The sequence below is a fragment of the Bacteroidetes bacterium GWF2_43_63 genome (assembly GCA_001769275.1).
In the GTDB taxonomy this organism is placed as follows: domain Bacteria; phylum Bacteroidota; class Bacteroidia; order Bacteroidales; family DTU049; genus GWF2-43-63.
In genome coordinates this window covers 173,452-198,192 of record MEOQ01000050.1, presented here as the reverse complement: position 1 = coordinate 198,192, position 24,741 = coordinate 173,452, and the positions used below count along the sequence as shown (strand labels likewise).

Sequence of the window (24,741 nt, the reverse complement as noted above, 5' to 3'; positions counted from 1 at the left end):
ATAGGAATAATGGGATTGTTTTTTTATGCACAGTCAGACAAACCCAAAAGAAACAAGACAGGTAAGATTATTATTAAAATTACAGCTGTCTTATTATTGGTTAATTCATTTCTCCTGACAAATGGATCCGGAAGAAAAGAAAATTACTCGGTTTCCTCTTGTCAGGAATTCTGGAGTCAGCACCAGTTGCCACAAATTGATTCCACTATGTCTCTTATTGATTATTCACGGAAAAGAGATTTTTATCTTTCCTGGTCAAAAGATAGCATTAAGCATCATAGTAAAACTGTTCGTTACGATATATTTGACATTTATTCAATTGAGGATGATTTTTCCAATAGCAAAACGGATCAATTCCTGACAATGACTTATGTAAAGCATAATATCCTTCGTGATTCTTCGAGAACATACACCATCCGTAAATGGAGCAGATATCTGGAAGAAAAACCTGATACCATCAGTAAAGCGCAGTTTGACAGCATTATTGAGAATTGGGGACTCTCTCGTAAAATTTACAAGCGCTTTGAATACTATTGATATTGTTTTTCCTGTTTCTGACTAATGGAAATGGTCAGGCAAAAATAACGTCCGTCTTCACGATAAACGTGATAATTTCGCCTGACGTTGTTGTATAATCTGTACTACAGGTCTCTTTCAACATTAAGCTGCATCAAGGTCTCCGTTGAGTTCACCTCAATATCAACACCATCAGAAATATCCTTAATAGCAACATCATTGTCTGTATCTGATACCAGCTTTTCATGTACCATTCAAGCAATCAATCCAGCAGCAGAACCCGTCCGATCATCTTGTATTCCAGATTTGATTCAAGTCTGTAATGCAAAACCCAGGTATACACATCCTGTTGAGCGTGCTCTCCTTTATAAATGCCATCCCAGCCGCCGTCCTGTGTTTCGGTTTCATAGATCAAATCGCCCCAGCGGTTGAAAATGTACAGGTGCATTTGCTGGATTCCGATTCCCTGAATATTGAACAGGTCATTGACATTATCGCCGTTGAATGGTGTGAAGGCAGAAGGAACATATACCGAAGAAAACGGCTCTATGGTTAAGTTTTTACATATTGTATCAGCACAGGCATAATCATTCATTACATTGAGGCAAACCCAGTATGAGCCACCCTTTTCGTATGAATACACCGGATTTTGCTCAACCGAATTGCCGTTGTTTGCGTCACCGAATTGCCACAGCCAGGAAGATGCACCGGATGACATATCAGTAAACTGAACCTCATTTTCAAGAGCTGTCTCTTCAGGGAGTAAATAGCTGAAATCAGCTGTCGGTCTTGGATATGCCTCAACAGCATTACTGAATGTGACCGAGTCCCTGCACCCGGTAGCTGATGTGATTTCGAGCGTTACATTGTACAAACCTGCAGAATTGTAATTAGCCGTCGCATTAAATTGGGTTGAAATGTTTCCGTTGCCAAAATTCCACATGCAATTTACACCTGTCGTGCTGTTATTCTGAAAATTCACGGTCAGGGGAATGCATCCCGAAACCGGCACTGGTGCAAAAGAAGCGACCGGCAATGGTTCTACGCTGACGTTCATTGTCTGATCTGCCGCGCATTGTCCGACTGCAGGGGTAAATGCATATGTACCACTGCTCAGATTATCAACAGTGGCTGGTGTCCATGTACCGGTAATTCCGTTGTTTGAAACACTTGGTAAAACCGGTGCCGGCGCGCCCGCGCAGAAAACGGGAATCTGACTGAAAGTTGGGATTTCTGGTGCGTTGATCTGCACATTCATGGTTACGTTCAAAAAACATCCGGCAGCATCGGGGGTAAATGTGTAAACAGTCGATCCTGCGCCTGCAGTGCTTATTGCAGAAGGCAACCATGTTCCTGTGATGCCGTTTATTGAAGAGGTCGCCAATGCGTCAGGCGTTCCACCGGCGCAGTAGGGGCCGAGTTGCGTGAATGTTGGCGTCACGCTTGCATTCACAACAATGGTCATAGTAACTGTAGTGGCACACTGACCGGCAGTTGGAGTAAACGTATAAACAGTCGATCCGGCGCTTGCAGTGCTGATTGTAGCAGGTGACCATGTGCCTGTAATACCGTTTGTTGAAGTGGTCGCCAATATCCCTGACGGCGCACCGGCGCAGTAGGGGCCAAGTTGAGAGAATGTCGGTGTTGCATTTGCATTCACAACAATCGTTATGTTTGCTGTGGCAGCGCACTGGCCGGCTGCCGGTGTGAACGTGTATACGGTCGATCCAGCTGAAGCCGTTGATATTGCTGCGTTCCACGTGCCGCTAATTCCGTTGGTTGATGTCAAAGGCAATGTGCCCGGTGTTGATCCGGTACAATATGGCCCAAGTTGACTAAATGTCGGTGTCACGTTTGCGTTCACAACAACTGTCATGGTCGCTGTGGTGGCGCACTGACCTGCAGTTGGTGTGAAAGTATAAACTGTCGATCCCGCGCTTGCAGTACTGATTGTAGCAGGTGACCATGTGCCTGTAATGCCATTCGTAGCGGTTGTCGCCAGTGTCGCAGGTGTCGAACCAACGCAATATGGGCCGAGTTGCGTGAATGTCGGTGTTACGTTTGCATTTACCACTACAGTCATTGTCGCAGTGGTAGCGCACTGACCGGCATTAGGATTAAAAGTATAAACAGTCGATCCCGCGCTTGCAGTGCTGATTGCAGCAGGTGACCATGTGCCAGTAATGCCATTCGTAGCGGTTGTCGCCAATATACCTGGCGTCGCACCGGCGCAGTAGGGGCCGAGTTGCGAGAATGTCGGTGTTACGTTTGCATTTACCACTACAGTCATTGTCGCAGTGGTAGCGCACTGACCGGCATTAGGATTAAAAGTATAAACAGTCGATCCCGCGCTTGCAGTGCTGATTGTAGCAGGTGACCATGTGCCTGTAATACCGTTTGTTGAAGTGGTCGCCAATATCCCTGACGGCGCACCGGCGCAGTAGGGGCCAAGTTGAGAGAATGTCGGTGTTGCATTTGCATTCACAACAATCGTTATGTTTGCTGTGGCAGCGCACTGGCCGGCTGCCGGTGTGAACGTGTATACGGTCGATCCAGCTGAAGCCGTTGATATTGCTGCGTTCCACGTGCCGCTAATTCCGTTGGTTGATGTCAAAGGCAATGTGCCCGGTGTTGATCCGGTACAATATGGCCCAAGTTGACTAAATGTCGGTGTCACGTTTGCGTTCACAACAACTGTCATGGTCGCTGTGGTGGCGCACTGACCTGCAGTTGGTGTGAAAGTATAAACTGTCGATCCCGCGCTTGCAGTACTGATTGTAGCAGGTGACCATGTGCCTGTAATGCCATTCGTAGCGGTTGTCGCCAGTGTCGCAGGTGTCGAACCAACGCAATATGGGCCGAGTTGCGTGAATGTCGGTGTTACGTTTGCATTTACCACTACAGTCATTGTCGCAGTGGTAGCGCACTGACCGGCATTAGGATTAAAAGTATAAACAGTCGATCCCGCGCTTGCAGTGCTGATTGTAGCAGGTGACCATGTGCCTGTAATACCGTTTGTTGAAGTGGTCGCCAATATCCCTGACGTCGCACCGGCGCAGTAGGGGCCAAGTTGAGAGAATGTCGGTGTTACGTTTGCATTCACAACAATCGTCATGGTCGCTGTGGTGGCGCACTGGCCAGCTGCCGGTGTGAATGTGTATAAGGTCGATCCAGCTGAAGCCGTTGATATTGCTGCATTCCACGTGCCGCTGATTCCATTGACTGATGTCGTTGGCAATGTACCTGGTGTCGCACCAACGCAATATGGGCCGAGTTGCGTGAATGTAGGTGCTGCGTTTGCATTTACCACTACAGTCATTGTCGCAGTAGTTGCGCACTGACCGATTGCCGGTGTAAATGTAAAAACAGTCGAACCGGCACTTGCAGTACTGATAGCTGCAGGTGACCATGTACCTGTAATGCCATTCGTAGCGGTTGTCGCCAGTGTAGCAGGTGTCGCACCGGCGCAGTAGGGGCCAAGTTGAGAGAATGTCGGTGTTACTGATGAAGGTGCAGAAATGGTGAAACATTCCTGTACCGTTGATGAACAGCTGGAAGTCTGTTCTGCGGTAATTGATATCTGATCAAGACAAATAGGAGGATCCTGGCCTGTGGAATTATTATTCACCCAACGGAAACGGAATTTCAGATTGGTCTGATTTGCCCAGGTTGCATCGGTTCTGCTGCCTGCAATCCATGTCGTCTGATTGTTGAGTTTTAATCCTGATTGAGTCCATGAGGAGCCACCATTCAGACTGTATTCGAGAATGCAGTAATCGTTTGCATCTCCATCGCCCATCCAGTAGAAATTTACGTTTACATTAGACAATCCGGTTGTATTGAACGTATTGTTGATTAATGCAGTTTGATTGGCCGCAAGGTCAGAACCGTTGAAATTGGCATTCAGTGGCGGAAACGGAGACGAGGACCCTGAGCCGCACACAACCGGATTTGTATTCGTTGCCTGAATGTGCAGATAATAGCTGTTTGGAGAATTGGTAACAGCTGCAGGCTGATTCGGAATACTTGGAACACTGTACGGAATGCTGCTCACAACACATGTGCCCCCGGTATAATTATTATTTCTGACCCAGATATTGCTTCCAATACTGTTATTGATTGTCCAATTCGAAATTCCGGATTCAAAGTTTTCTGAAAACAGTGTTTGTGTAGTCGTGGATGATGAGGTGTTTGTTATATCCACACAATACGTTCCGACCGGCAGATTGATGAGTGCTCTTTCATCAGAGGCTCCGGAAGGCAGGTTCCCGGCTGGGACGGGCGATACGACAGGCCCGCTGACCCATTCAAAGGTTGTTCCTGATGATACAGGATTGATTGTTATGCTTCCGGAATTGGGACCGGCACAAGTCACATTGCCGGTCGTTGATGTATAGGTTGGAGGTGTTCCGGCTGAAACGTTGATTGTGTATGATACATCGCCGGCACACTGAGCGGCATCAGGGGTAAAGATATAGGTTCCGCTGGTTGTGTTGCTCACTGATGCGGGACTCCATGTTCCGAAAATATTGTTATTTGATGTCACTGGCAACGTTGGCGCAACCGAACCGGTACAAATGCTTGCCGGCAGCGTAAAAGCCGGAACGACCGGAGTACAGGCTGGAGAATAGTAGGCCTGACAGTTGTCATACAAACCACATCCGGCAGCAATAGAATGGGTTATTTCCAGAATGTAATTTCCCGGAGTGAGCCCGGTCCATTCGGGATTGGAATATATTGATCCGTTTGCATTGGCCACTGAAGGCAGTATTGCACTGGCAGCCAAACAGGATGAACCGACCGGATAGAGCTTGAATGTACGTGTGGCAGCACAACCGGCAACACCACCGTTGTAGCTCGAAGCAACTACACCCAGAATACCTGAGGAATTGACAGTGACACTGTGATAGGTTACATACGTTTGTGGTCCGGCAATGGCAGGTGAAGGCACATTGCAATAGCTGGTGTGATTGGCTTCGGCCGATGGATAATCTGGCTGCAGCCCGATCGGACAGGTTGGCAATGCACAGGTTCCGCAGGATGTCGAAGCACAATTGTTTACGGTAACGGTAACGTTACTTGTACAAGTGGTGGTTCCGTCTGTGATTGTGGCTTTATATACGGTTGTCACTGTTGGTGATACCAACAATGTAAAAGGAGCCGTAGTGGACGTTCCGACAACAGCACCTCCGGCAGTTTCATTAGTCACTGATATGGTAAAGGGATGCCGGGCTGTTATCTGCACATTGTCTATGCCCCAGCTATCCTCACTACCGGAGGTTGATTGCTGTTGTGTCCATCGGAATTTTGTACTGCTGGTCATGGCCACAGCAGGTATAGGAACGGTTGTTTTATTCCAGTTGTAAACATAATTGCCGCAGCCAAGGATTCCTCCGCCTAACTCGCCCGGAAACATTAGCTTACAAGTGGTCCAGGTACTGCCGTTGTTGGTCGAGTACTGAAGGTAAACGCCTTCTCTGGAGTCGGCGGCTTCGCATCCGTTGCTGCCATTGTCATCGGAAGCCATGCGGAAATCAAAGCTGATGGTGCCTCCACTGCTCAGGTCAAATGCCGCGGTTTCAAGTGTTCGCGGTGCCGCAACATTCTGCATCCATGCGAATACGGATAAATCCGAGTTGCGTGTATCGTATCCGTTGTTCGGCTGACAAGCCAATACACTCATGAATGAAAGGGTTCCCGGTGATGAGCTCCAACCGGTACCAACTGTTGAAGTATTGAAGTTGTTGCTGAGCGCCGCGCTGGCAACATGACCATCGATGGTCAGCGTTGTTGAAGAACCTGAACAGATACTTGCCGGATTGGCTGAAATAGAAACCGCGCACCCTGGAGATGAATTCTGGTAAGTTTTTATAACGCCGACCCATCCGGCATATTGGCTGCTGCTGTTGTTTACAAAACGAAAAGTCAGGGCTCCACTGGCGTTGTTGGCGCAAAAAATACCCGGTTTAAGTTCAGCAGCAATTGTTCCGACTACAGGCTGTCCTGTATTATAAGGTGTTCCGCTGGCATTGTATGCCGTACCGTAATTTCCCTGAAGCGATCCGATATTCGGTGCCGATGTGTTGAGACCATCATAAATTTCAAGGCGGTCAGCATCCACAAGCCCGTAAAAATCCATGTAAGTGATAAACGAAGTGAAATCAACACAAACACTTTCTCCTGATACTGCAGGCATCAGTGTAATTGTGTAACCGGTATTCCCGTCGTTACCGGCAGCTCCGCCAGCATCGTAAAACATGTCGCCATCGTTTACGCTCACTGTCCCGCCCTGACTGATCAACACCGTGGCCTGACCATATGTAGCAAGCGGATTAATTGCAATGGCAAGAAAAACAGAAAAGGCAATGACTGACACAACGTAGCTCTTCATGGGATCTGATTTTTCGTTTTGATCTGTAAAAATAGCATCGCGATTAATCAGAGAAAAATCAATGGGCCTAACAGCTTGCAATTGTGTCTGCATGCTGATTTCTGGGGTGAATGGATAACTTCAGTGGTGAATGGAAAGGAGCTTTTGGGAAACAATCTCAACCTTTGCGAAAATTAGTATCAAAGTAATTTGTAAACACATCAACCAATCTTCACTTGAACGATAACGTCAATCGAAGAAAACTTTGTGCGTGGTGCGTTGTGCGCATGCCGCACGCGTAAACGTCACCTTTATAACCGAGACACGCAGTGGCGAGCTCATGAACACTTTTGAAAATAATTTAATGGGTGAATAAACTTGAAACTTTATAACTTTAAACTAACGCAGTACCTTACGAATTACTCCGCATACCACCGCACAGTCCGCCGTACCGTTGCTTTGCAGGCTTCGCAATAATAATCGTAAATTACCGATTTCATTGTGCACTCGCAAGCCGGACGGTAAATGCCTTTGGCCGAATAACCTCCACCTTCGAAAACGCCGGTCGTTTTGCAGTTGTCGCCCGATATCGGCGTTGGGACTGGCGTTCCAGTGATCAGCAGCGAATCCCATTTGCTTTCGAAATCAACAAGGGTGGTCAGATTCGGCTCCCATGGCTCAACCCGGTTGTTGTAAAAACTGTCGTACGCCACATCGCTGGTGTAATATTCATCACCCAGACCAGCGAGCCCATGACCCATTTCGTGCTGAATTAAAAATGGCGAATGCTCGTTGTGCGCCGAAGCCAGTGTGTAGAAATTGTAGAACCCGCCTCCGCCATAATCGGCATCGTTTACAAGAATGATAATATGATCGGCAGGCGCGCTGGCAGCAACATCCATCACTGCGTGATAGGACAATGTTGTCAGATAACGCTCTGAACCAAATGTATTGTAATTCGAATTCAGAATTGTTTTTTTATAAATGTTCTTATGCGGATAATCGGTCCCGCTTTCTTTTGATGGAGCCATCACCGCACGGAAATTTATTTTATCGGGAAACTCATTGAATGGCTTTGCCTCCATGATATATCCCATGGCTTTGCGACAGTCTTCGGCAAACAGCTTCATGTCCTTTTTGGAGTAACCATCCGGAATGAACAGAATATCGAGTTTTTCTTCCGGAGCTCCTGCAATATTGAGTTCCTGCGTCGGATAATTTTTAATTTTCTTATATTTCAGTTTAGCTGCATTTTTTATATTTACTTTCTTCTGAAAATACCATGCGTCCAGCGAATCGCGCATCGAAAAAACCAGATATTGCATTTGAGAATCATAGGGAATCAGTACAGATTCCTCAAACTTCTTAAATGATATTCTTCCGTCATCGGTGGTTTTCCATTCGTTGAAAAGCGAACTGTAGCCACGTCGGAACAAACATTTGCCATCTGCAGCATAAGCTTCAATGCGGTATTCGCCATAATTGATGTTGTCAACCATCGACTTTGAGTCAAGCGAATTGTTTTTCTGAAAAAACATTTCTTTGATTTCAATGGTATCGGTGTTGAAATTACCGCAGCGGTAAAAATCGACACGCAGCACAGGCCTTTCGGTCTTCTGCGCGAACACAACATTTGATGTCAGCAGAAGAATTGCTGAAATCAGAATTACAATCCTTTTCATGCTGCAAAGCTACGAAACAAACATGACAGAATGGTGTCCGCCGGCATTTTGTGAGTTCATTGCAGCCATCTGATCAACCATGAGTAAACTCCGTTTCGAAGGCTCGCAACTGCGACCCGATTTGGCCAGCAAACGAGTTGCTTCTTCTTCGAAAAGTGCTAACAAAAACTCATCGGCGAAGATTTCGTTGAGGGTTTCTTCGTCGTATTGAGTTTCGGGATTGGAATAGAGAAATTCAACAAGGGATTGGGGTGTAAAAATTTCGTGCATAGGCAGATTTTGGGTTATATCTGTCTAACGCACGAAATTTTTCAATATTGCACTTTGTTATGAAATTAACACTTCTTCGCGGTCTTTAATCATTCGGCGAAGATTGATGAGGGCGTAACGCATGCGCCCAAGAGCTGTGTTGATGCTCACATTGGTTTCTTCGGAAATTTCCTTGAAACTCAGGTCGTAATAAATACGCATTTTAAGAACTTCTTTCTGGTCATCGGGCAACTGTTCCACCAATTGATTCAATGTCGAGTGAATCTGATCGGTTATCATGCGGTCTTCGACATTGGGAACCTCGTCCGAAATAAAAGTGAAGATGTCATCGTCTTCGCAGCCGGCCGTTGACGCCTGCGGGAATTTGTTGCCCTTGCGGAAATAATCAATAATCTGATTGTGTGCAATCCGCATAAGCCATTGGATAAACTTGCCCTCTTCGCGGTAAGCACCCGAATTCAGCGTTGTTACTACTTTCAGAAATGTCTCCTGAAACAGATCGTCTGCTACCATCGAGTCTTTTACCGCGACATAGATGTAACCGTACAACTTACGCTTGTACCGTTTTACGAGAAGCTGAAAACATTTGTGATCGCCTTGGATATACTTCTGTACCAAAAGTTCATCACTCATAGGTTGGGCTTTCATGTGACCTCCTGTTTTAATGAGTGTAGACTTTATCCGATAGGCGTTCCTCCTTTTGTTGGTTTGTGAGTAATGGTGTATGAACTAAAAGTTCAAGTTACAAAGATAGACGCATTTTTTACACGTAGCAACATTTTTTTGTTCATCATTGTGTATTTTTTTTAACACACTAAATTAAATACATGATTATCAGGTAAATAGTATTTTTGAATTTATTTAATAAATTTTCAAATTCCTTAGAAATTTAACAAATAATGACGGCCCCGCACTGGCAGAACCGTCATTATGTAATTAATTACCTGCTACTTACCTTTAATAAGCTTCAAAGTGATATTTTCGCCGTTTGAAATAACATTCATAAAATAGATGCCGTCGGCACGATTTCCAAGATCAATTTTAAACAATGGCTGACCCGGGACTGATTCGAAAACAGTTTCTCCAAGTGCGTTCACCACAATTACTTTAATTCCCGCAAGCGGCAGCGATGAGAATGAAACATTGAACACATCGCCCGATGGATTCGGATAAACACTCACCACAAATGATTGCTCTTCGATAAAACTAATCACGTAATTCAGCACAGGCGACGGTGAAGATTGGCAGCCGTTTGAATCGACATGAACTACGTAATAATCACCATTCGCAGCTGGATTAAAGAAATAATCGGATGCGCCGGGAATCATACCTGAAGTTGTGATGTACCACTGATTACCGTATGTGTAGTTGGAAATCAAAGTATCATTGCTCTGCGTAATGACCGGTGCCGCCGGAAGATTGTACACTGTAACAATGCTGTTGCCCGACTGCGCGGTCGATGGTGAAACACATGCTGCATTTGAATTCAGCACGGCATACACAACATCGCCGTCAACCGGGCCGGTTGAAGTATAGGTCGGGCCCGTATAGACCATGGAGCCATTCAAAAACCAATTGATAACAGGATTGGAGCCGCCGTTCGAAACAGAAGGATTGAAGCTGACAGAACTACCATCGCACACACCGGGCGCAATTCCTATATCGATGCCTGGAATTACTAGTGGAACAGGCATAATGGCCAGATTCTGATAAGTGCCAAGTCCGCATATGTTTTGTGGAACAACAGTAATATTGCCGTTGAGACTGCCTATTGTAACACTGATAGAACTAGTTCCCTGCCCTGCTGTAATCGTACTGCCGGTTGGAACATTCCAATTGTAGATTTCTCCTGCAACTGAAACCACTGAATAAATTTCAGTACTTCCTACACATGGTGCTATATTGCCAGTGATCCATGGTTGAGCAGGTAATGCTCCAACGCTTACCGAAAGTGTTTGTGCAGGCCCTGTTCCGCAAGCGTTTGTTGGAGAAACGGAAACTGATCCTCCGCTTGCTCCCACAGTAACCGTAATTGAATTGCTGTTCTGACCTGCGGTTATATTCCATCCCGCTGGAACAGTCCAGTTATAATTTACACCTGAAACATTGGCTACACTGTAAACAATACCCGGTGTGCCAGTGCAGGGAGCCATGTCGCCACTAATTGCCGAAGGCTGCGCGGGAGTTGTGCCCGGATTCACCAGCAATGATTGCGAAATACCGCTGCCGCATGGGTTGGAAGGAATGACCGAAATGTATCCGGAAACAGCGCCAGAAGTAACTGAAATGCTGTTGCTGCCCTGCCCCGAATTAATGGACCAGCCCGTAGGGACACTCCATGTAAACGTGACTCCAGCAACATCAGTAACAGTGTAAGTCAATCCTGTTGCGCCGGAGCATGGAGCTATGTTACCCGCGATAGCCGATGGCTGGGCTGGCAGAGGTGCAATACTTGCTGAAATAGTTTGAGCAGTGCCGTCACCGCATGCATTGGATGGCGTCACAGTAATGGTTCCACCGGTTGTTCCGGCAGTTGCCGTAATGCTGCTGCTGCCTTGTCCGGAGATTATTGCCCAACCCGAAGGCAAACTCCAGGTGTAGGTTACTCCGGCAACACTGGTTACGCTGTAAATCAAGCTGGTTGCGCTTTCGCAGGGTGTTGTGTTACCACTGATGGCCGAAGGCTGTGCAGGGCCTGCCGACATCGAAACGGCAAGCGTCTGAGCTACACCTGTTCCGCATCCGTTGGAAGGTGAAACAGAAATGGTTCCACCAGCCGATCCAGATGTTACTGTTAAGCTATTGGTTCCTTGACCTGCAGTTATAATCCAACCGGATGGAACAGTCCAGGTGTAAGTTATTCCAGAAACATTGGTCACTGAATAAACAAGACCACTGACACCCTGACAGGTACTGGTCGTTCCCGAAATAGCCGACGGCTGGGCAGGAACATCATTAACCGTGATTGTTGCTGAATTGGATGTTGCCACTGGTGGAACACCGTTATCAACAATGCAACGGTATTGATAGTTGTTGTTCAGAATATCTACTGCAGTAAGCGAAAGTGTATTTGTTGTCCAGCCCGAATAAGTCGGATTGCTGCCGGCCGTTGTGATATTATTAAATGTAGTGCCGCCATCTGTCGACAGCTGCCACTGATAATTCAGGCCACTGCCAGTAGCTGTAACAATAAAAGAAGTATTGTCACTATCGCATACCTCGACATTAGCAGGCTGCGATGTAATAGCCGGAGAGCCATCTACACTTAGCATGGCGCCATTTGAAGTTACAGAAGGATTGCATGTGCCACTAACTATACAGCGATAAAAGTAACCGTTGTTTCCTGCACCAACGACACTCAGCGAAAGAGTGGCCGTAGTCCAGCCGGAATAAGTTGGATTGCTGCCGGCAACGGTAATATTATTATAGGTTGTTCCGCCATCCGTTGAAAGCTGCCACTGATAAGTCAATCCGCTTCCGGTTGCCGCAACAGAAAATGAAGTGCTTCCGCCAACACCAATGGTGCTATTTACAGGCTGCGAACTGATGGAAGGTCCTGGGGTTATTGACACAGTCAATGTCTGAGGAGTTCCATTTCCGCAGGTATTGGAAGGTGTAACTGTTATTGTTCCACCGGCGGTTCCTGAGGTAACAGTAATGCTATTGGTGGTTCCGCCTGCGGTTTGAGCCCAGCCTGATGGAAGTGCCCATGAATAAGTTACTCCGCTGACATTGGTTAAACTGTAAGTAAGACCAGTTGCGCCCTGACAAGGGCTTGTGGTGCCTGATACAGCCGAGGGTTGTGCAGGAGCTGCTGTTGTTGTAACTGCAAGCGTTTGAGCTGTGCCGGTACCACAGGTATTGGATGGAGTTACAGTAATATTGCCGGCAGCGGTGCCTGCCGTAACAGTAATGCTATTTGTTGTTCCGCCCCCTGTCTGCGACCATCCGGAAGGCAATGTCCAGGTATATGTAACGCCACTGACATTGGTAACATTATAAGTAAGAGCTGTTGCATTCTGACATGGACTGGTATTTCCGGTAATTGCGGATGGTTGAGCCGGGACAGTGCTTGTGCTGACAGCCATTGTTTGCGGTGTCCCAGCACCACAACCGTTGGAAGGAGTAACGGTGATTGTTCCTCCTGAAGTGCCGACAATTGCCGTTACAGAATTTGTCGTTCCGCCGCCTGACTGGCTCCATCCCGAAGGAAATAACCAGGTGTATGTGATGCCGGATACATTGGTCACACTGTAGCTCTGGCTGCTGCCCTGACAAGGTGAACCGGTTCCTGTAATTACTGAAGGTTGCGAAGGCAATGCTGAAACTGACACAGCCAGTATTTGTGCGGTTCCGTTACCGCAAGCATTCGAAGGAGTTACCTGAATATTACCAGATGCAGCGCCCGATGTAACGGTAATGCTGCTGGTTCCCTGACCAGCCGTGATGATCCACCCAGCCGGAACAGTCCAGGCATAAGAAACGCCGGGCACATTGGTTACCGAATAGATCAGACCAGTAACAGCCTGACATGGAGAAGTATTGCCGGTAATAGCCGAAGGCTGCGCTGGGACTGGATTTACAGTGATTGCAAAAAGCGGGGACTCGAATCCATTACCACAGGCGTTATTCCCATGAACCGAAATATTGCCTGACACCGCGGACGTGGAGAAGTTTACATATATAGAATCGGTATTGTTGCCCGAAGCAATGGTAGCTCCAGCTGGCAATGTCCAAACATACCCATCCTGATTCGTCAGGTAATTCCAAATTTCGGGAACGTTGAAAAACACATTGTTTTGTCCCTGGCAAACAGTTGCTGTTCCAATAATTTCTTCTGGCGTTCCAGGCAGCTGATTAACGACTACCCCACCCGATGACGATGCGCCATAGCCACAAGCGTTCTTTGGCTTAACCGAAACATAACCGGATGCAGCTGCTGTTGAAAAATCAACAGTTATGGAATTGGTTCCGTTTCCGGAAACTATGGTTGCTCCGGCAGGCACATTCCATTCATATGATGTTGCACCGGAAACAGCTGCAATAGAGTATGAAACACCGCTCTGTCCCTGGCAAACAGGAGATGTTCCTGAAATTGTTCCAGCATCCCCGATTGTGCAAGCTGCAGTGGTAAGTTCAATATCATCGATCCAAATGTTGTTGCCATAATTGGAGGTGCCTGTGAATTTCAGCATCACTGTCTGACTGGCATATGCAGGCAAAGCAATTGTTTCCTGGCGCCAGTCGCCTGCAACAGCCGGCCTCCAGTAAGTTGTAGTTGCAGCACCGGTTGATAAAGTTGTACCATTTTTGTCAAACAAGCTGGTCCAGCTAGTACCGCAGTCGGTAGAAATAAATACCTGCAGGCGATCCGTTTCAGTGGTATATTGACGGTACGAGACATTGAAATTCAGAACCGGACTTGCTCCGAGCGAAGTGAGATTTACAGAAGGAGAAGTCAGATCGCCGGTAGAGCCGGCACTAAAATAGTAACACTCAAACAATGCAGATGTTGTAGCTGTGCCAAGCGCGCTGGTTGAATTTGCTCTTTTCCATGCCGCTCCACTTAGTTTCCAGTTGGTCGGAGCAAAAAGAGAGGCTCCAAAATCTTCCATAAATGGGGAACTGTTCGGCCCTATTGTAATGTATGAGGTCTTTGTTTCAGTATCAGTTCCATTTGCATTTGTAACAGTTAAACTAACCTGATAGGTGCCGGGAGCACTGTAAACTACTGAAGGATTCTGCAGTGGAGATGAGGCTGGCGTACCGCCCGTGAAAGTCCATGTCCAGCTGCTTGGGCTGTAAAGACTCATGTCGGTGAACTGAATGGTAGATCCGGTGCAAGCATAGGTGGCGCTTGCCGTAAAATCGCATGAAGGAGCAATGGTTGGCGGGGTGTAAAGATCGCTTTCCCAAACACCGCGTCCATAAGAGCCGGCCCGCAGACGATGAGCTGCCTGCGTAGCTCCATAATAAATTTCGAGTTCTTTCACAACCACATTTGGAAGTCCGTCGCTGTAAAGAATCCAGGTTGGAGAAGTATCATCTTTGTAATAAACACCGACATCACCGCCAACATACATGGCGTGTGTAGCTGAATTTTTATCAATAACCACACAATTCATCGGCAGATTCGGCAAATTACTGGAAATATTGGTCCAGGTCGTTCCGCCAGTTGTGCTCATGTACACTTTTGTGCCATCGACATAACCGCTGAAAGTGACATAAACCCTGTTGGCATCGGTTTGATCAACGGCAATATAACTAAGCATGGCTGCAGTAACGGGCAGATTGCCTGTCACATCGGTCCAGGTAGGCGTTGCATTGGTAAGTGTGGTGGTTTTATAAACTCCACTGGATTTGATAACATACATGGTCGTTGTCGAAGCTGATGGGGCAAGCGCCATGCGAAAGATGTTGCCGGTTCCGCCAACGGTTCCTTTTGTTGTCCAGTTTGCCGTTGTCGGGGTTGCATTGCCGTTGTAATAAACGGTTGTATATCCTGTGTAAATTTTGGTGGTACTGTTTGGATCCATGATAATCGGAGTTACCCACTCCCCTCCGGCAGACGCCGATGGGGTAATATCCGACCACGAGCCTCCACCATTGGTTGAATAATAAAAATCCCCATTTGCATAAGAACCGAACAACCTGGCATCGGTGCCGGGTGTACACATCACTTCCATGCCATCGCCCCCACGAACGTGCGTCCAGGCACTAGCTAGCAATTTGTTCAGACCATTGTCCTGCCAGCCGGTCATAATCAGTCCTGAATTGGTTGTCGAAATTCCCATTCCCCAAAGCTGATTCAAACAAAGATTGCCACTGATATCGGTCCAGGCAGAGCCATTATTGGTGGTTTTGAAAATGCCACCGTCATTGCCGTTGAATAACGTAGTTGTGCTTCCCGGAAGCCATGCAAAAGCGTGATGATCGGCGTGACTATATGCATAGCCATATCCTGTCATCCAATAGGCGTTGCAAGCCCATGAAGTTCCACCATTGGTGGATTTGACAATATTGACACCACCTATAAAGATTTCGTTTGCGTTTCCCGGATTGACAGTTATATCGAGATCGTACCACGATTGTCCGCCTGTGTCATTGAAGGTGGCTGACCAACCGAGCAGATTGTGGTTCGCTGTAGTTTCATTATAAACTTCAGTAAACGTGGTTCCGCTATTTGTCGATTTGTAAAAACCGCCAAAACCAGCGTAATTGGTATATGGAGAAACGTCGTTTCGGCCGCAAACTGCATAAACATTGTCCGGAGCGGCTGCCGTAACAGCGATAGCAATGCGCAGGAAACCATTTGTTGGCGGAGTCGGCAATGTGACGGCAGTGAATGTTACGCCACCATCAGTCGATTTGTAAACGGCTGTATATGTTGATGCATAAACAGTTGTGGGATCACCGGGTTTCAATTCTATATCAAATGTGCCATTTATTCCAGTGGAAACAGTGTATGTAGCCCAGCCGTCGGTTGTTTTCAAAACGCCCCCGTTGGTGGCTGCCCACATAATATCCGGATTGGTGGGATGCATCACAAGTTTTCGTATCAGATATCCTCCCTGCACCGATGGATGAAAAGCGGTATAATGCCAGCTTTGTCCGCTGTTGGTCGATTTCATAATGCCGACAGTGTAGGTGTCACCTGCATCGCCATCACCGGTGGCAATGTACATGATGGATGTGTCAAGAGGATTTATTACCACGCTTGATACACCAACAACAGCAAAGGTGTCGTTTACCGGCGCCCAGCTGGTGCCGCCGTTTCTGGTTCTCCAAAGACCTGCAGAAGGAGCTCCGACATACATTATGTTTGAATTCAACGGGTTGAATGCAATGCAATTTACACGTCCCGTGCCTCCCGGCTGACCGCTGGGTGAACCTGTTGGTGCGCCATTGGAACCCAAAGCAGTCCACGTGCCCGTCAGACTTTTGGTACTGCTTTCAGGCACCGAAAACTGCTCCTCGAAAACTTTATAACGTTTCATGATTTCAGCGTCAGTCACAATGCGCTCACCCGTGGGATAAACCCTCGGAGTCATCATGGCTTCCCAACGGCGAAAAGGTTTATAACCTTTGCCTTTGTCGGGTGTGCGGCCTGCCCAAAAATTATTGAAGGCATCGCGGACCGCATAAAAATTAATGCTCTGATCCGACATCATTTCGGCCCAACTCATGCCGGCAAACCTGGAGGAATCAAGCGCTGATGGCCGATATGTTCCGGTTTGCGGAGTTGAAACAACTTGCGAAAAAAGGTTGGGAAATGAAAGTAAACAAACAACTACAATGGTAAATAATCTCTTCATATCTTGGGGGAATTTGGTGCGTATTTGACTCGCTTTAATTTAAATAATCAAACCTTCGGACAACTATTACAGACAACCAATTCGATGAAATAGTTGCTAAATGTACAATATTATAAATAAAATATTGATACGCTTTTCAATAATTCTCTGTTGGAAACTTACAAACCAGCACTTGTGCGGATCACCACTTTTTTGTACTTTTACAAAAAAATAGCGCATGTTTTTCGAGCAGTTGCCATCGAAGTATCTTGAAAATGCTGTATCAGAATTGTCCAAGCTTCCGGGTGTTGGGCGTAAGACTGCTCTGCGTCTGGCTTTGCATCTGCTTCGTCAGGACAAATCATTATCAACGGCATTGGGCAATAGTCTGATTGAATTGCGCGAAAAAATTACTTATTGCTCGGTTTGCCACAATATCAGCGACTCTGAAACATGTCCGGTCTGTGCCAATCCATCGCGCGACAGATCGGTTATCTGCGTGGTCGAAGACATCCGCGATGTGATGGCGGTAGAACGGACCTCGCAATTCAATGGCGTTTATCACGTGCTCGGCGGCCTCATCTCGCCCATCGACGGAATACGGCCCCAGGATATATTTCTTGATTCTCTGCAGCAACGGGTTGAAGAAAATCCGATCAACGAAATCATTCTGGCCTTATCGGCTACGGTTGAAGGCGATACCACTGCTTTCTATATTTTTCGACAACTGAAACATCTCAACATTTCTTTCAGCACCATTTCCAGAGGTATTTCCATCGGCGATGAACTCGAATATATTGACGAAGTAACACTCGGACGCTCCATTCAGGCTCGCGTTCCTTATCAGCAATTGCTGGTTTCCGAAAAAAGCTGAAAACCGTTTTAATGAAAATCCGCGGCCAATATTTGCTTTTCACATTCCTGCTTGCATTCTCTGCAATGCTGATCAGCTGCGTTTCCTATATAAAAATGTCAAGCGAAAATATTGCGCCTTCTTACCAGGATGATTTTGAACCCTTATGTAAGTCTGCTTATATTATTCATTTGAACGACAGCACGTCAAAACTTAAAATCAATCTGGATCCCAACGGATTTCTGTATGTTCGTGAAAAAGCTATGGATCCCTTTATTGCAAATGCAACTATTCGTGTCGTTTTGTTTGATTCATACAACGATGTACGCTGGACCGACAGCACCGGAACAAACATCAGTTTTGAAAAGGATAGTACTGTTGCGAAAAGTATTTCCAGTGAAATCTCATTGAATGTCAAAACCGGCCGAAATTGTATTGCTTATATTTCGGTGCGCGACAACAATAAGGATACTCGTCAAACAATCATGTTGCCGGTGGATAAATCCGGAAAACTGAGCTCGCAATGGTTTGAGCCTTCCGAAGATATACTAAGCATTCCATCTGCGTTTACAAGCACCAATGGCACCACAGTTTCACTCTCCTACCATGGTGCATCGCCCGAAAAGCTAAAATGCTATTTCTTTGAAGATTCATTTCCGATTCCTTCTCCGCCTTATGCATTTGAAAATATAATTCCTCAACAATTTGAATCTGACTCGCTGGTAGAAATTGAATTTCTGGGTGGCAGCAACGAATTCCGCATTAATACTTTCAGTAGAGGTATTTATTTTATCACAGCAGACCCGGCCATGAATAAAGGATTCACGCTACTCTGCACCGAAAGCGGTTTTCCGGATGTCAACTCTCACGAAGCGATGATGAATCCTATCCGATACATTTCAACTCAAAAGGAGTTTAAAAAAATTGCTGAATCGGACAATAAAGTCGCCGGGATTGAGGCTTTCTGGCTGAAGATTGGTGGCCATGAAGAACGTACGCGCAACCTGATCAGAAAATATTATTCGCGGGTGATGAATTCAAACCGGCTATTCACCTCGCATACCGAAGGGTGGCAAACCGACCGCGGCATGATTTATATTGTGTTTGGCGCACCCAATATTGTTTATCGCACCGATGACAGTGAATCGTGGATTTATGGTGAGGAAAATAATTTTTTTTCCATCACTTTCACGTTTGAAAAATTGAAAAACAAATTCAGTGACAATGACTACAGCCTGCAGAGGGCGCCAGTTTACAAAGATAACTGGTTCCGTGCAGTTGATATTTGGAGACAATAAATTATGAAAGACAAAGATTTTATTTTCGGCATTCACCCTGTTCTCGAAGCGCTTGAGAAGGAAACACCCATCGAACACATTCTGATTGTGACCGGCTCTGATCGCAAACCCGGAATCGTTGAGATTCTTGAAGAGGCCCGCAACAAAAAGCTTCAGATTAAAAGGGTGCCGGTTGAAAAAATTATGCGGATCACCCGCGGCAATCATCAGGGCGTTGTGGCATTTATTGCGCCGGTACATTATTACACGGTTGAAGATCTGGTGATGGATTCTTTTGAAAAAGGACTCACGCCTTTGTTTCTGATTCTGGATAATATTACCGATGTGCGCAATTTCGGCGCTATGGCCCGCAGCTGCGATGCAGCCGGAGTTACCGGGATTATTATTCCTGAAACCAAAAGTGTTTCGGTAACTGCAGATGCTGTGCGTTCTTCTGCCGGAGCATTGTTGAATGTTCCTGTTGTGAAAACAAAGAATATGAACGGTGCGCTGAAATATCTGCAGCAAAGCGGAATCCGTTTATTTGCAGCGAGCGAAAAAGCCGTAAAACTGTACAGCGAAGCGGATTTCAATGTACCTGCAGGTATAATTCTTGGCAGCGAAGAAGACGGGATTTCAGTGCCGATACTCAAAATTGCCGATGAATGGATTCGCATACCCATGGCGGGACAGGTGGCTTCGCTCAATGTTTCAGTCAGTGCGGGAATTATTATTTTCGAAGCTGTGCGTCAACGCGGACTCGGAAGTTGATTCAATAAATTGTTTAAATTTGATTATTAAATTCGTCCGCCATGAAAAAAATCGCCGTATTTCCCGGATCGTTCGACCCTGTAACCGTGGGCCACGAGTGCATCATCAGGCGGGCAGCATTGCTTTTTGATGAACTGATCGTTGCCGTTGGGGTCAACGCCGATAAGAAAAACTATTTTCCTTTGGAAAAAAGAATTGAATGGTTGCGTACAGTCCTGGCTGATTTGAAAAATGTCCGTGTTGATTCGTATCACGGCCTCACGGTTGATTATTGTATCAGTCAGGATGCGAAATATATTTTACGCGGATTGCGCACTGCCGCTGATTTTGAATTCGAACGGAGTGTCGGTCAGGTAAACAAAATGCTGAATTCAGATATTGAAAATATTTTCCTGCTTTCGCGTCCAGAACACACCCCTGTCAATTCATCCATCGTTCGCGATATTCATCGCAATGGCGGCAATATTCAGCAATTTGTTCCGGTGGTTGTGGCTAAACAAATTATGGAATGGCAATAAGCGCCCGATTGCTGCGTTATTTTCCGAAAGGTAAGCCCATGAATCCCAGAATCGCTGTATTTGTAATATCATTGCTGATCGCAGCTAATCTGTTTGCAGCAAAAACCATCATCAAAGGTTACGCGCCGGGCGCCGAAAAACTCCGCATCCGCCTATACACAACCGACGATTATATCAGCAATCGTGAGTCTATTCTTGCCAGCACCGTCATCGACAGCACCGGACATTTTCAGTTCACTTTCAATGTATATGAGAAGCAGGTGATAACCGGTTTTTTTCGCATTATGGATTTCACGAGCAGCGAAATTTATCTTCCATCCGGAAAAACCTATGAGATTGAATTTGCTCCGTTCGATTACAAAGATCCAAATCGCATTCACATTCCATTGCTATCTACCATTAAACTCCAGTACTCTATCCGCAATACTGATTCGACCGATATCAACCAACTGGTTTCAAAATTTAATAACGACTATTCTTCGTTTATTATTGAAACTTCGGGAATTGATGGAAACACCTCATCTTACGCTTTTACACGGCCTCCTAAAAACAAGGTCGATAGTTTTGTTCAGGCAGTTTCAGCCCGATATAAATATGTAAACAACGATTTTTTTCGCAATTACTGCGACTATTCATTGGCAACAATGCAGCTGAACATGCAGTCGAAAAGCAGAAAATATCTCTTCGACAATTATATTTATAAAAAGCCAATTCTGTATGACAATGTTGCATACATGGAGTTTTTCAGCAGCTACTTTTCTGATTTTGTTTTTGGCACTTCGAGGAAAATTCAGCCGTATGACATTGTACTCAACATCAACCTGAAACCAAATCTCGGCGGATTGCTTGATTCTTTGGGTAAAGATTCGCTGCTGCGCAATGAACAACTTCGCGAAGCGGTTCTGCTTCTCAATATGCGTGACTGGTACTCGCTGAAAACCATCCGACAGGACAGTCTGCTAAAAGTGCTCGACCTATATGCAAAAAAAACAAAGTTTGATATTCAGGCACGCATTGCACGAAATCTGAGTTTTTCGCTTACCCGTTTTAATGCTGGAAACACAGCGCCGGCAATGAATTTCAGCTCGCTCGAAGGAAATGTGTTCAACAACGATTCGCTGAATAAAAAATATACATTTATTCTGTTTTTTACTACCTGGAGTAAATCTTGTTTGTCGGAACTTCTGGTAGCCGATCAGCTGTGCAAAAAATGGAACGACAGCATACGATTTGTAGCTGTCAGCATGGATCGTGAACCGTTGAAGTTGTTTTATTTTCTCGAAGATAATAAATTCAGTTTCCCAATCTATCATTTCGGAGGCGACTGGGTTATGGCCGAAAACCTTGGATTATCGGCTTATCCGCATGGTATGTTTATCGACAAGTCCGGAAAGCTTATTGATTATTGCACTCCTGTTCCAAGTCGCGGCTTGATTGAATTGTTTCAAAAACACGCAGGGACAAAGGTTGTCAGCAACATGCCGGATGTGGGACAGTGAGATTATGAACTCTGATTAAGGAACAAGGAAGTAAGAATAATGAAGAATTTTTTACGGCACGCTTACTTCTTCCATCGAAATTCCTTGTTCACTGTTCATGATTCATTCAAGGTTATGCGCTGAGCACTGCGCGTTGCGCCTAAATTATTATTTCAACTTCCTTCACCACATCGCGCAATGAGCGATAGACAAGAGCATTCATTTTCAGTAGTGCGCTTTTTGCGACCCACTTTATTTCAGTGATTCCTTCTTCGGCCTGCGGCACCAATTTTTCATCAATGCTCGCTTTCATTATAAACCAATGAGTTTCTTTCAGAATCCATTCACTTCCGATGGTATAAACATGGTAAGTTGAAGATAGTCTCTGACCCAGGGATATTTTCTGAAGCCCGGTTTCTTCGGTTACTTCCCGAAGTGCGGCTTCTTCTTCAGTTTCCTCGTTATCGATTTTGCCCTTGGGTAAATCCCAGCGTCCGCGGCGAAAAATAAACAGCGCTTCATTGTTTTCGTTGATAACCACTCCTCCGGCGGCAGCCATTATGCGCATTCGCGTATAGAAAAGAATGAAAAGTTTCTCCGGATCAGCTGATACAAAATTAAAATCAATGTGTTTATCGTCGCTGTCAATTTCTTTCAGCAATGTTTGAATTTCACGGAACGACGGTTCATTAAAAATCACATCGGAACTGGTCGAATTACTACCGGTTTCAACGAAATTAATAACTTTGTCCCTGAGAAAAACTTTATACATTTGTGTCATGATTTACACACAGGAAACAGCCAGAGAGACTGCACGTTTGCTTCTGCAAATAAACGCAATTAAATTGAATCCCGCAAATCCGTTCACATGGGCAAGCGGATGGAAGTCACCAATTTATTGTGACAACCGCAAAACATTATCCTATCCTGAAATCAGGACAAATATTCTGAAATATTTCGTGAAAGTCGTCAGCGATAAATTTGCCGGCACCGAAGTGATTGCGGGTGTTGCCACTGCTGGGATTCCCATGGGTATGCTTATCGCCCAGGAACTGAATCTTCCATTTATTTATGTGCGTTCATCTTCCAAGGATCATGGTCTTCAGAATCAGATCGAAGGTGTGCTGAATCCCGGACAGAAAGTGGTGGTGATCGAAGATCTCGTTTCGACCGGTGGCTCGAGCCTTAAAGCTGTTGAAGCCATTCGTGCATCAAAAGGAATAGTGTTGGGGATGGCTGCAATTTTCAGTTACGCATTTCCTCATGCTGAAAAAAGTTTCATCGGAGCAAATTGCACACTGATCACATTAAGTGATTATCCAAACCTTATAGAAACCGCACTGGAACAAGGCTCTATCGTTCGCGAACAACTCGAATTGCTTAATCAGTGGCGCGAACAACCTGAAACCTGGGGAAAATAATCATGGCCGAATACGAAAGCAAAAATGTTCTGCTCAATGCAGACAGAGCAACTGTTTATTCATTCCTGAGCGACTTCAGGAATTTCGATCAACTCATTCCATCGCAGGTGAAAAACTGGGAAGCTACTGCTGACTGGTGCTCGTTTAAAGCCGAAGGAGCTGGTCAGGTGAAACTTCGCTATAAATCAAAGAGCCAGGAACTGATCGAAATAGAACCCGACATGAATCTGCCGGTGTCGGGCGAAATTACATTGTTTGTAAAACTGGATGATCAGTTGCCAAAAACAAAAGCAACTGTTGGCGCTCACGTTTCAATCCCGCCGATGTTTTCGATGATGCTCAGCCGTCCGCTGAAAAATTTGCTGGAGATGATTGCTGAAGCGCTGGAGAAGCATTATAACAGATAACCTTTTCTTTCGACTTTCAAACTTCGTCAAAGTTTCAGATAACCTTTTCTTTTTTCAAACTTCGTCAAAGTTTGAAACTTTGACGAAGTTGTTGAAAGAAAAGGTTTAAAATCTACCTCATCAGCATCGAATAGTCATATTCGAAATTCGGCGTAAAAACCCCTTTTTTTAGATTTCGCTTCAACTCCGGCTTCGTCCACCAGCGCAGATCGGCTACTTCAGTGGTGTGGCTGAATTTATCATCGATGGTTGCGCGATATACAAAAACAAAAACCAGCTCCTTCTCAACCTCGCTTTGCCAAACGTATTTATTTACAAATTGCGGTTTGAAGTTTTTCAATCCAATTTCTTCCGCTGTTTCTCGCTGCAGTGCCTTTTCGATGGATTCGCCCCAGGAAACATGTCCGCCAACTGCAGTATCCCATTTGCCTGGCTGAATTTGTTTGTCTTTTGGCCGCAACTGAAGCAGGAAAGCTCCATCATCTCGAATCACATGCAGGTGCACCACTGGATGCATTTTAAACGACCCATTGTGAACCTCGCTTCTGGACGCGCGTCCCAGTATATTTCCTTCTTCATCTACAAGCGGAACAAATTCTTCGGAAACTTTATTTCGATGGATTCGCTGATTGATAAATACCGCCAGAATCCATACGCCCAGCATGATATACAACAATGTTCCGCCTATGAAGACCGTAGCAGAATTCTCTAAATACACAATTGAAAAAGCAGTCGATCCTGCATGCAAAACTGCAATAACCAGAAATGCCCAAAGATTGGTGTTGAATGCCTTTATTTGCTTATCGCCCATTTCAATGTCGCCCACATAGCGCTTCGACATAATCAGAAACAGATTTTTTTGCGACAGCAATGAAAAAAGAATA

General features: G+C 45.7%; 15 protein-coding genes. 8 read left to right on the top strand and 7 right to left on the bottom strand.

The features are described 5' to 3' along the window. Positions 1-9: 9 nt before the first annotated feature. Positions 10-537, top strand: coding sequence for a hypothetical protein (locus A2W93_14875; GenBank protein ID OFY52620.1), 528 nt, complete (start codon positions 10-12; stop codon positions 535-537). Between the two features lie 241 nt (positions 538-778). Here A2W93_14875 and A2W93_14870 read toward each other — a convergent pair whose 3' ends face one another. The 5 genes from A2W93_14870 to A2W93_14850 form a co-directional block, all read right to left on the bottom strand. Beyond that, positions 779-7,000 (bottom strand): hypothetical protein, encoded by a 6,222-nt coding sequence (locus A2W93_14870; GenBank protein OFY52619.1) that lies wholly within the window; start codon positions 6,998-7,000, stop codon positions 779-781. 305 nt (positions 7,001-7,305) lie between these two features. Next, positions 7,306-8,532 carry a hypothetical protein gene (locus A2W93_14865; GenBank protein ID OFY52668.1) on the bottom strand — a complete coding sequence of 409 codons (1,227 nt, stop codon included), beginning with the start codon at positions 8,530-8,532 and terminating at the stop codon, positions 7,306-7,308. Between the two features lie 45 nt (positions 8,533-8,577). Further along, positions 8,578-8,838 carry a hypothetical protein gene (locus A2W93_14860; protein OFY52618.1) on the bottom strand — a complete coding sequence of 87 codons (261 nt, stop codon included), beginning with the start codon at positions 8,836-8,838 and terminating at the stop codon, positions 8,578-8,580. Between the two features lie 57 nt (positions 8,839-8,895). Continuing rightward, the gene (locus A2W93_14855) at positions 8,896-9,486 is read right to left on the bottom strand and encodes an RNA polymerase subunit sigma-24 (GenBank protein ID OFY52617.1); all 591 of its coding nucleotides are present in this window, start codon (positions 9,484-9,486) and stop codon (positions 8,896-8,898) included. Positions 9,487-9,785: 299 nt separating this feature from the next. Continuing rightward, on the bottom strand, positions 9,786-17,024 hold the full coding sequence (locus A2W93_14850; protein ID OFY52616.1) for a hypothetical protein: 7,239 nt from the start codon (positions 17,022-17,024) through the stop codon (positions 9,786-9,788). A gap of 346 nt (positions 17,025-17,370) precedes the next feature. On the opposite strand from A2W93_14850, the gene A2W93_14845 reads away from it, so the two are divergent. From A2W93_14845 to A2W93_14825, 5 genes are read left to right on the top strand one after another with little or no spacing between them, the layout of a single operon-like run. Beyond that, positions 17,371-18,006 (top strand): recombination protein RecR, encoded by a 636-nt coding sequence (locus A2W93_14845; GenBank protein ID OFY52615.1) that lies wholly within the window; start codon positions 17,371-17,373, stop codon positions 18,004-18,006. Positions 18,007-18,017: 11 nt separating this feature from the next. Beyond that, positions 18,018-19,283 (top strand): hypothetical protein, encoded by a 1,266-nt coding sequence (locus A2W93_14840; GenBank protein OFY52614.1) that lies wholly within the window; start codon positions 18,018-18,020, stop codon positions 19,281-19,283. Next, positions 19,284-20,033: a 23S rRNA (guanosine(2251)-2'-O)-methyltransferase RlmB gene (locus tag A2W93_14835; protein ID OFY52613.1), complete on the top strand. Its 750-nt coding sequence runs from the start codon at positions 19,284-19,286 to the stop codon at positions 20,031-20,033. It begins immediately after the preceding gene. Positions 20,034-20,074: 41 nt separating this feature from the next. Further along, on the top strand, positions 20,075-20,551 hold the full coding sequence (locus tag A2W93_14830; GenBank protein OFY52612.1) for a pantetheine-phosphate adenylyltransferase: 477 nt from the start codon (positions 20,075-20,077) through the stop codon (positions 20,549-20,551). Next, entirely contained in the window at positions 20,542-22,050 is a 1,509-nt protein-coding gene (locus A2W93_14825; GenBank protein ID OFY52611.1) for a hypothetical protein, read from the top strand. Before A2W93_14830 ends, A2W93_14825 begins: the two co-directional genes overlap by 10 nt. 139 nt (positions 22,051-22,189) lie before the next feature. Here the strand turns inward: A2W93_14825 and A2W93_14820 are convergent, their stop codons facing one another. After that, complete coding sequence (locus A2W93_14820; GenBank protein ID OFY52610.1) at positions 22,190-22,810, bottom strand: hypothetical protein; 621 nt, start codon at positions 22,808-22,810, stop codon at positions 22,190-22,192. Here A2W93_14820 and A2W93_14815 point away from each other — a divergent pair. Both A2W93_14815 and A2W93_14810 read left to right on the top strand, forming a co-directional pair. Further along, the gene (locus tag A2W93_14815) at positions 22,809-23,450 is read left to right on the top strand and encodes an orotate phosphoribosyltransferase (protein ID OFY52609.1); all 642 of its coding nucleotides are present in this window, start codon (positions 22,809-22,811) and stop codon (positions 23,448-23,450) included. The two genes, A2W93_14820 and A2W93_14815, sit on opposite strands and share 2 nt — an antisense overlap. Positions 23,451-23,452: 2 nt before the next feature. Then, positions 23,453-23,857, top strand: coding sequence for a hypothetical protein (locus A2W93_14810; protein ID OFY52608.1), 405 nt, complete (start codon positions 23,453-23,455; stop codon positions 23,855-23,857). Positions 23,858-23,969: 112 nt separating this feature from the next. Here A2W93_14810 and A2W93_14805 read toward each other — a convergent pair whose 3' ends face one another. Beyond that, a complete protein-coding gene (locus A2W93_14805; GenBank protein ID OFY52667.1) occupies positions 23,970-24,521 on the bottom strand; it encodes a hypothetical protein in 552 nt (183 codons plus the stop codon). Between the last annotated feature and the right edge of the window lie 220 nt (positions 24,522-24,741).

Excerpts from the sequence above, each read along its gene's own strand:
- A2W93_14875 (OFY52620.1), top strand. The coding sequence starts at position 10 with ATGGGATTGTTTTTTTATGCACAGTCAGACAAACCCAAAAGAAACAAG.
- A2W93_14870 (OFY52619.1), bottom strand. The coding sequence starts at position 7,000 with ATGCAGACACAATTGCAAGCTGTTAGGCCCATTGATTTTTCTCTGATT.
- A2W93_14860 (OFY52618.1), bottom strand. The coding sequence starts at position 8,838 with ATGCACGAAATTTTTACACCCCAATCCCTTGTTGAATTTCTCTATTCC.
- A2W93_14855 (OFY52617.1), bottom strand. The coding sequence starts at position 9,486 with ATGAAAGCCCAACCTATGAGTGATGAACTTTTGGTACAGAAGTATATC.
- A2W93_14850 (OFY52616.1), bottom strand. The coding sequence starts at position 17,024 with ATGAGTTGGGCCGAAATGATGTCGGATCAGAGCATTAATTTTTATGCG.
- A2W93_14845 (OFY52615.1), top strand. The coding sequence starts at position 17,371 with ATGTTTTTCGAGCAGTTGCCATCGAAGTATCTTGAAAATGCTGTATCA.
- A2W93_14840 (OFY52614.1), top strand. The coding sequence starts at position 18,018 with ATGAAAATCCGCGGCCAATATTTGCTTTTCACATTCCTGCTTGCATTC.
- A2W93_14830 (OFY52612.1), top strand. The coding sequence starts at position 20,075 with ATGAAAAAAATCGCCGTATTTCCCGGATCGTTCGACCCTGTAACCGTG.
- A2W93_14825 (OFY52611.1), top strand. The coding sequence starts at position 20,542 with ATGGCAATAAGCGCCCGATTGCTGCGTTATTTTCCGAAAGGTAAGCCC.
- A2W93_14815 (OFY52609.1), top strand. The coding sequence starts at position 22,809 with ATGATTTACACACAGGAAACAGCCAGAGAGACTGCACGTTTGCTTCTG.
- A2W93_14820 (OFY52610.1), bottom strand. The coding sequence starts at position 22,810 with ATGACACAAATGTATAAAGTTTTTCTCAGGGACAAAGTTATTAATTTC.
- A2W93_14810 (OFY52608.1), top strand. The coding sequence starts at position 23,453 with ATGGCCGAATACGAAAGCAAAAATGTTCTGCTCAATGCAGACAGAGCA.
- A2W93_14805 (OFY52667.1), bottom strand. The coding sequence starts at position 24,521 with ATGCTGGGCGTATGGATTCTGGCGGTATTTATCAATCAGCGAATCCAT.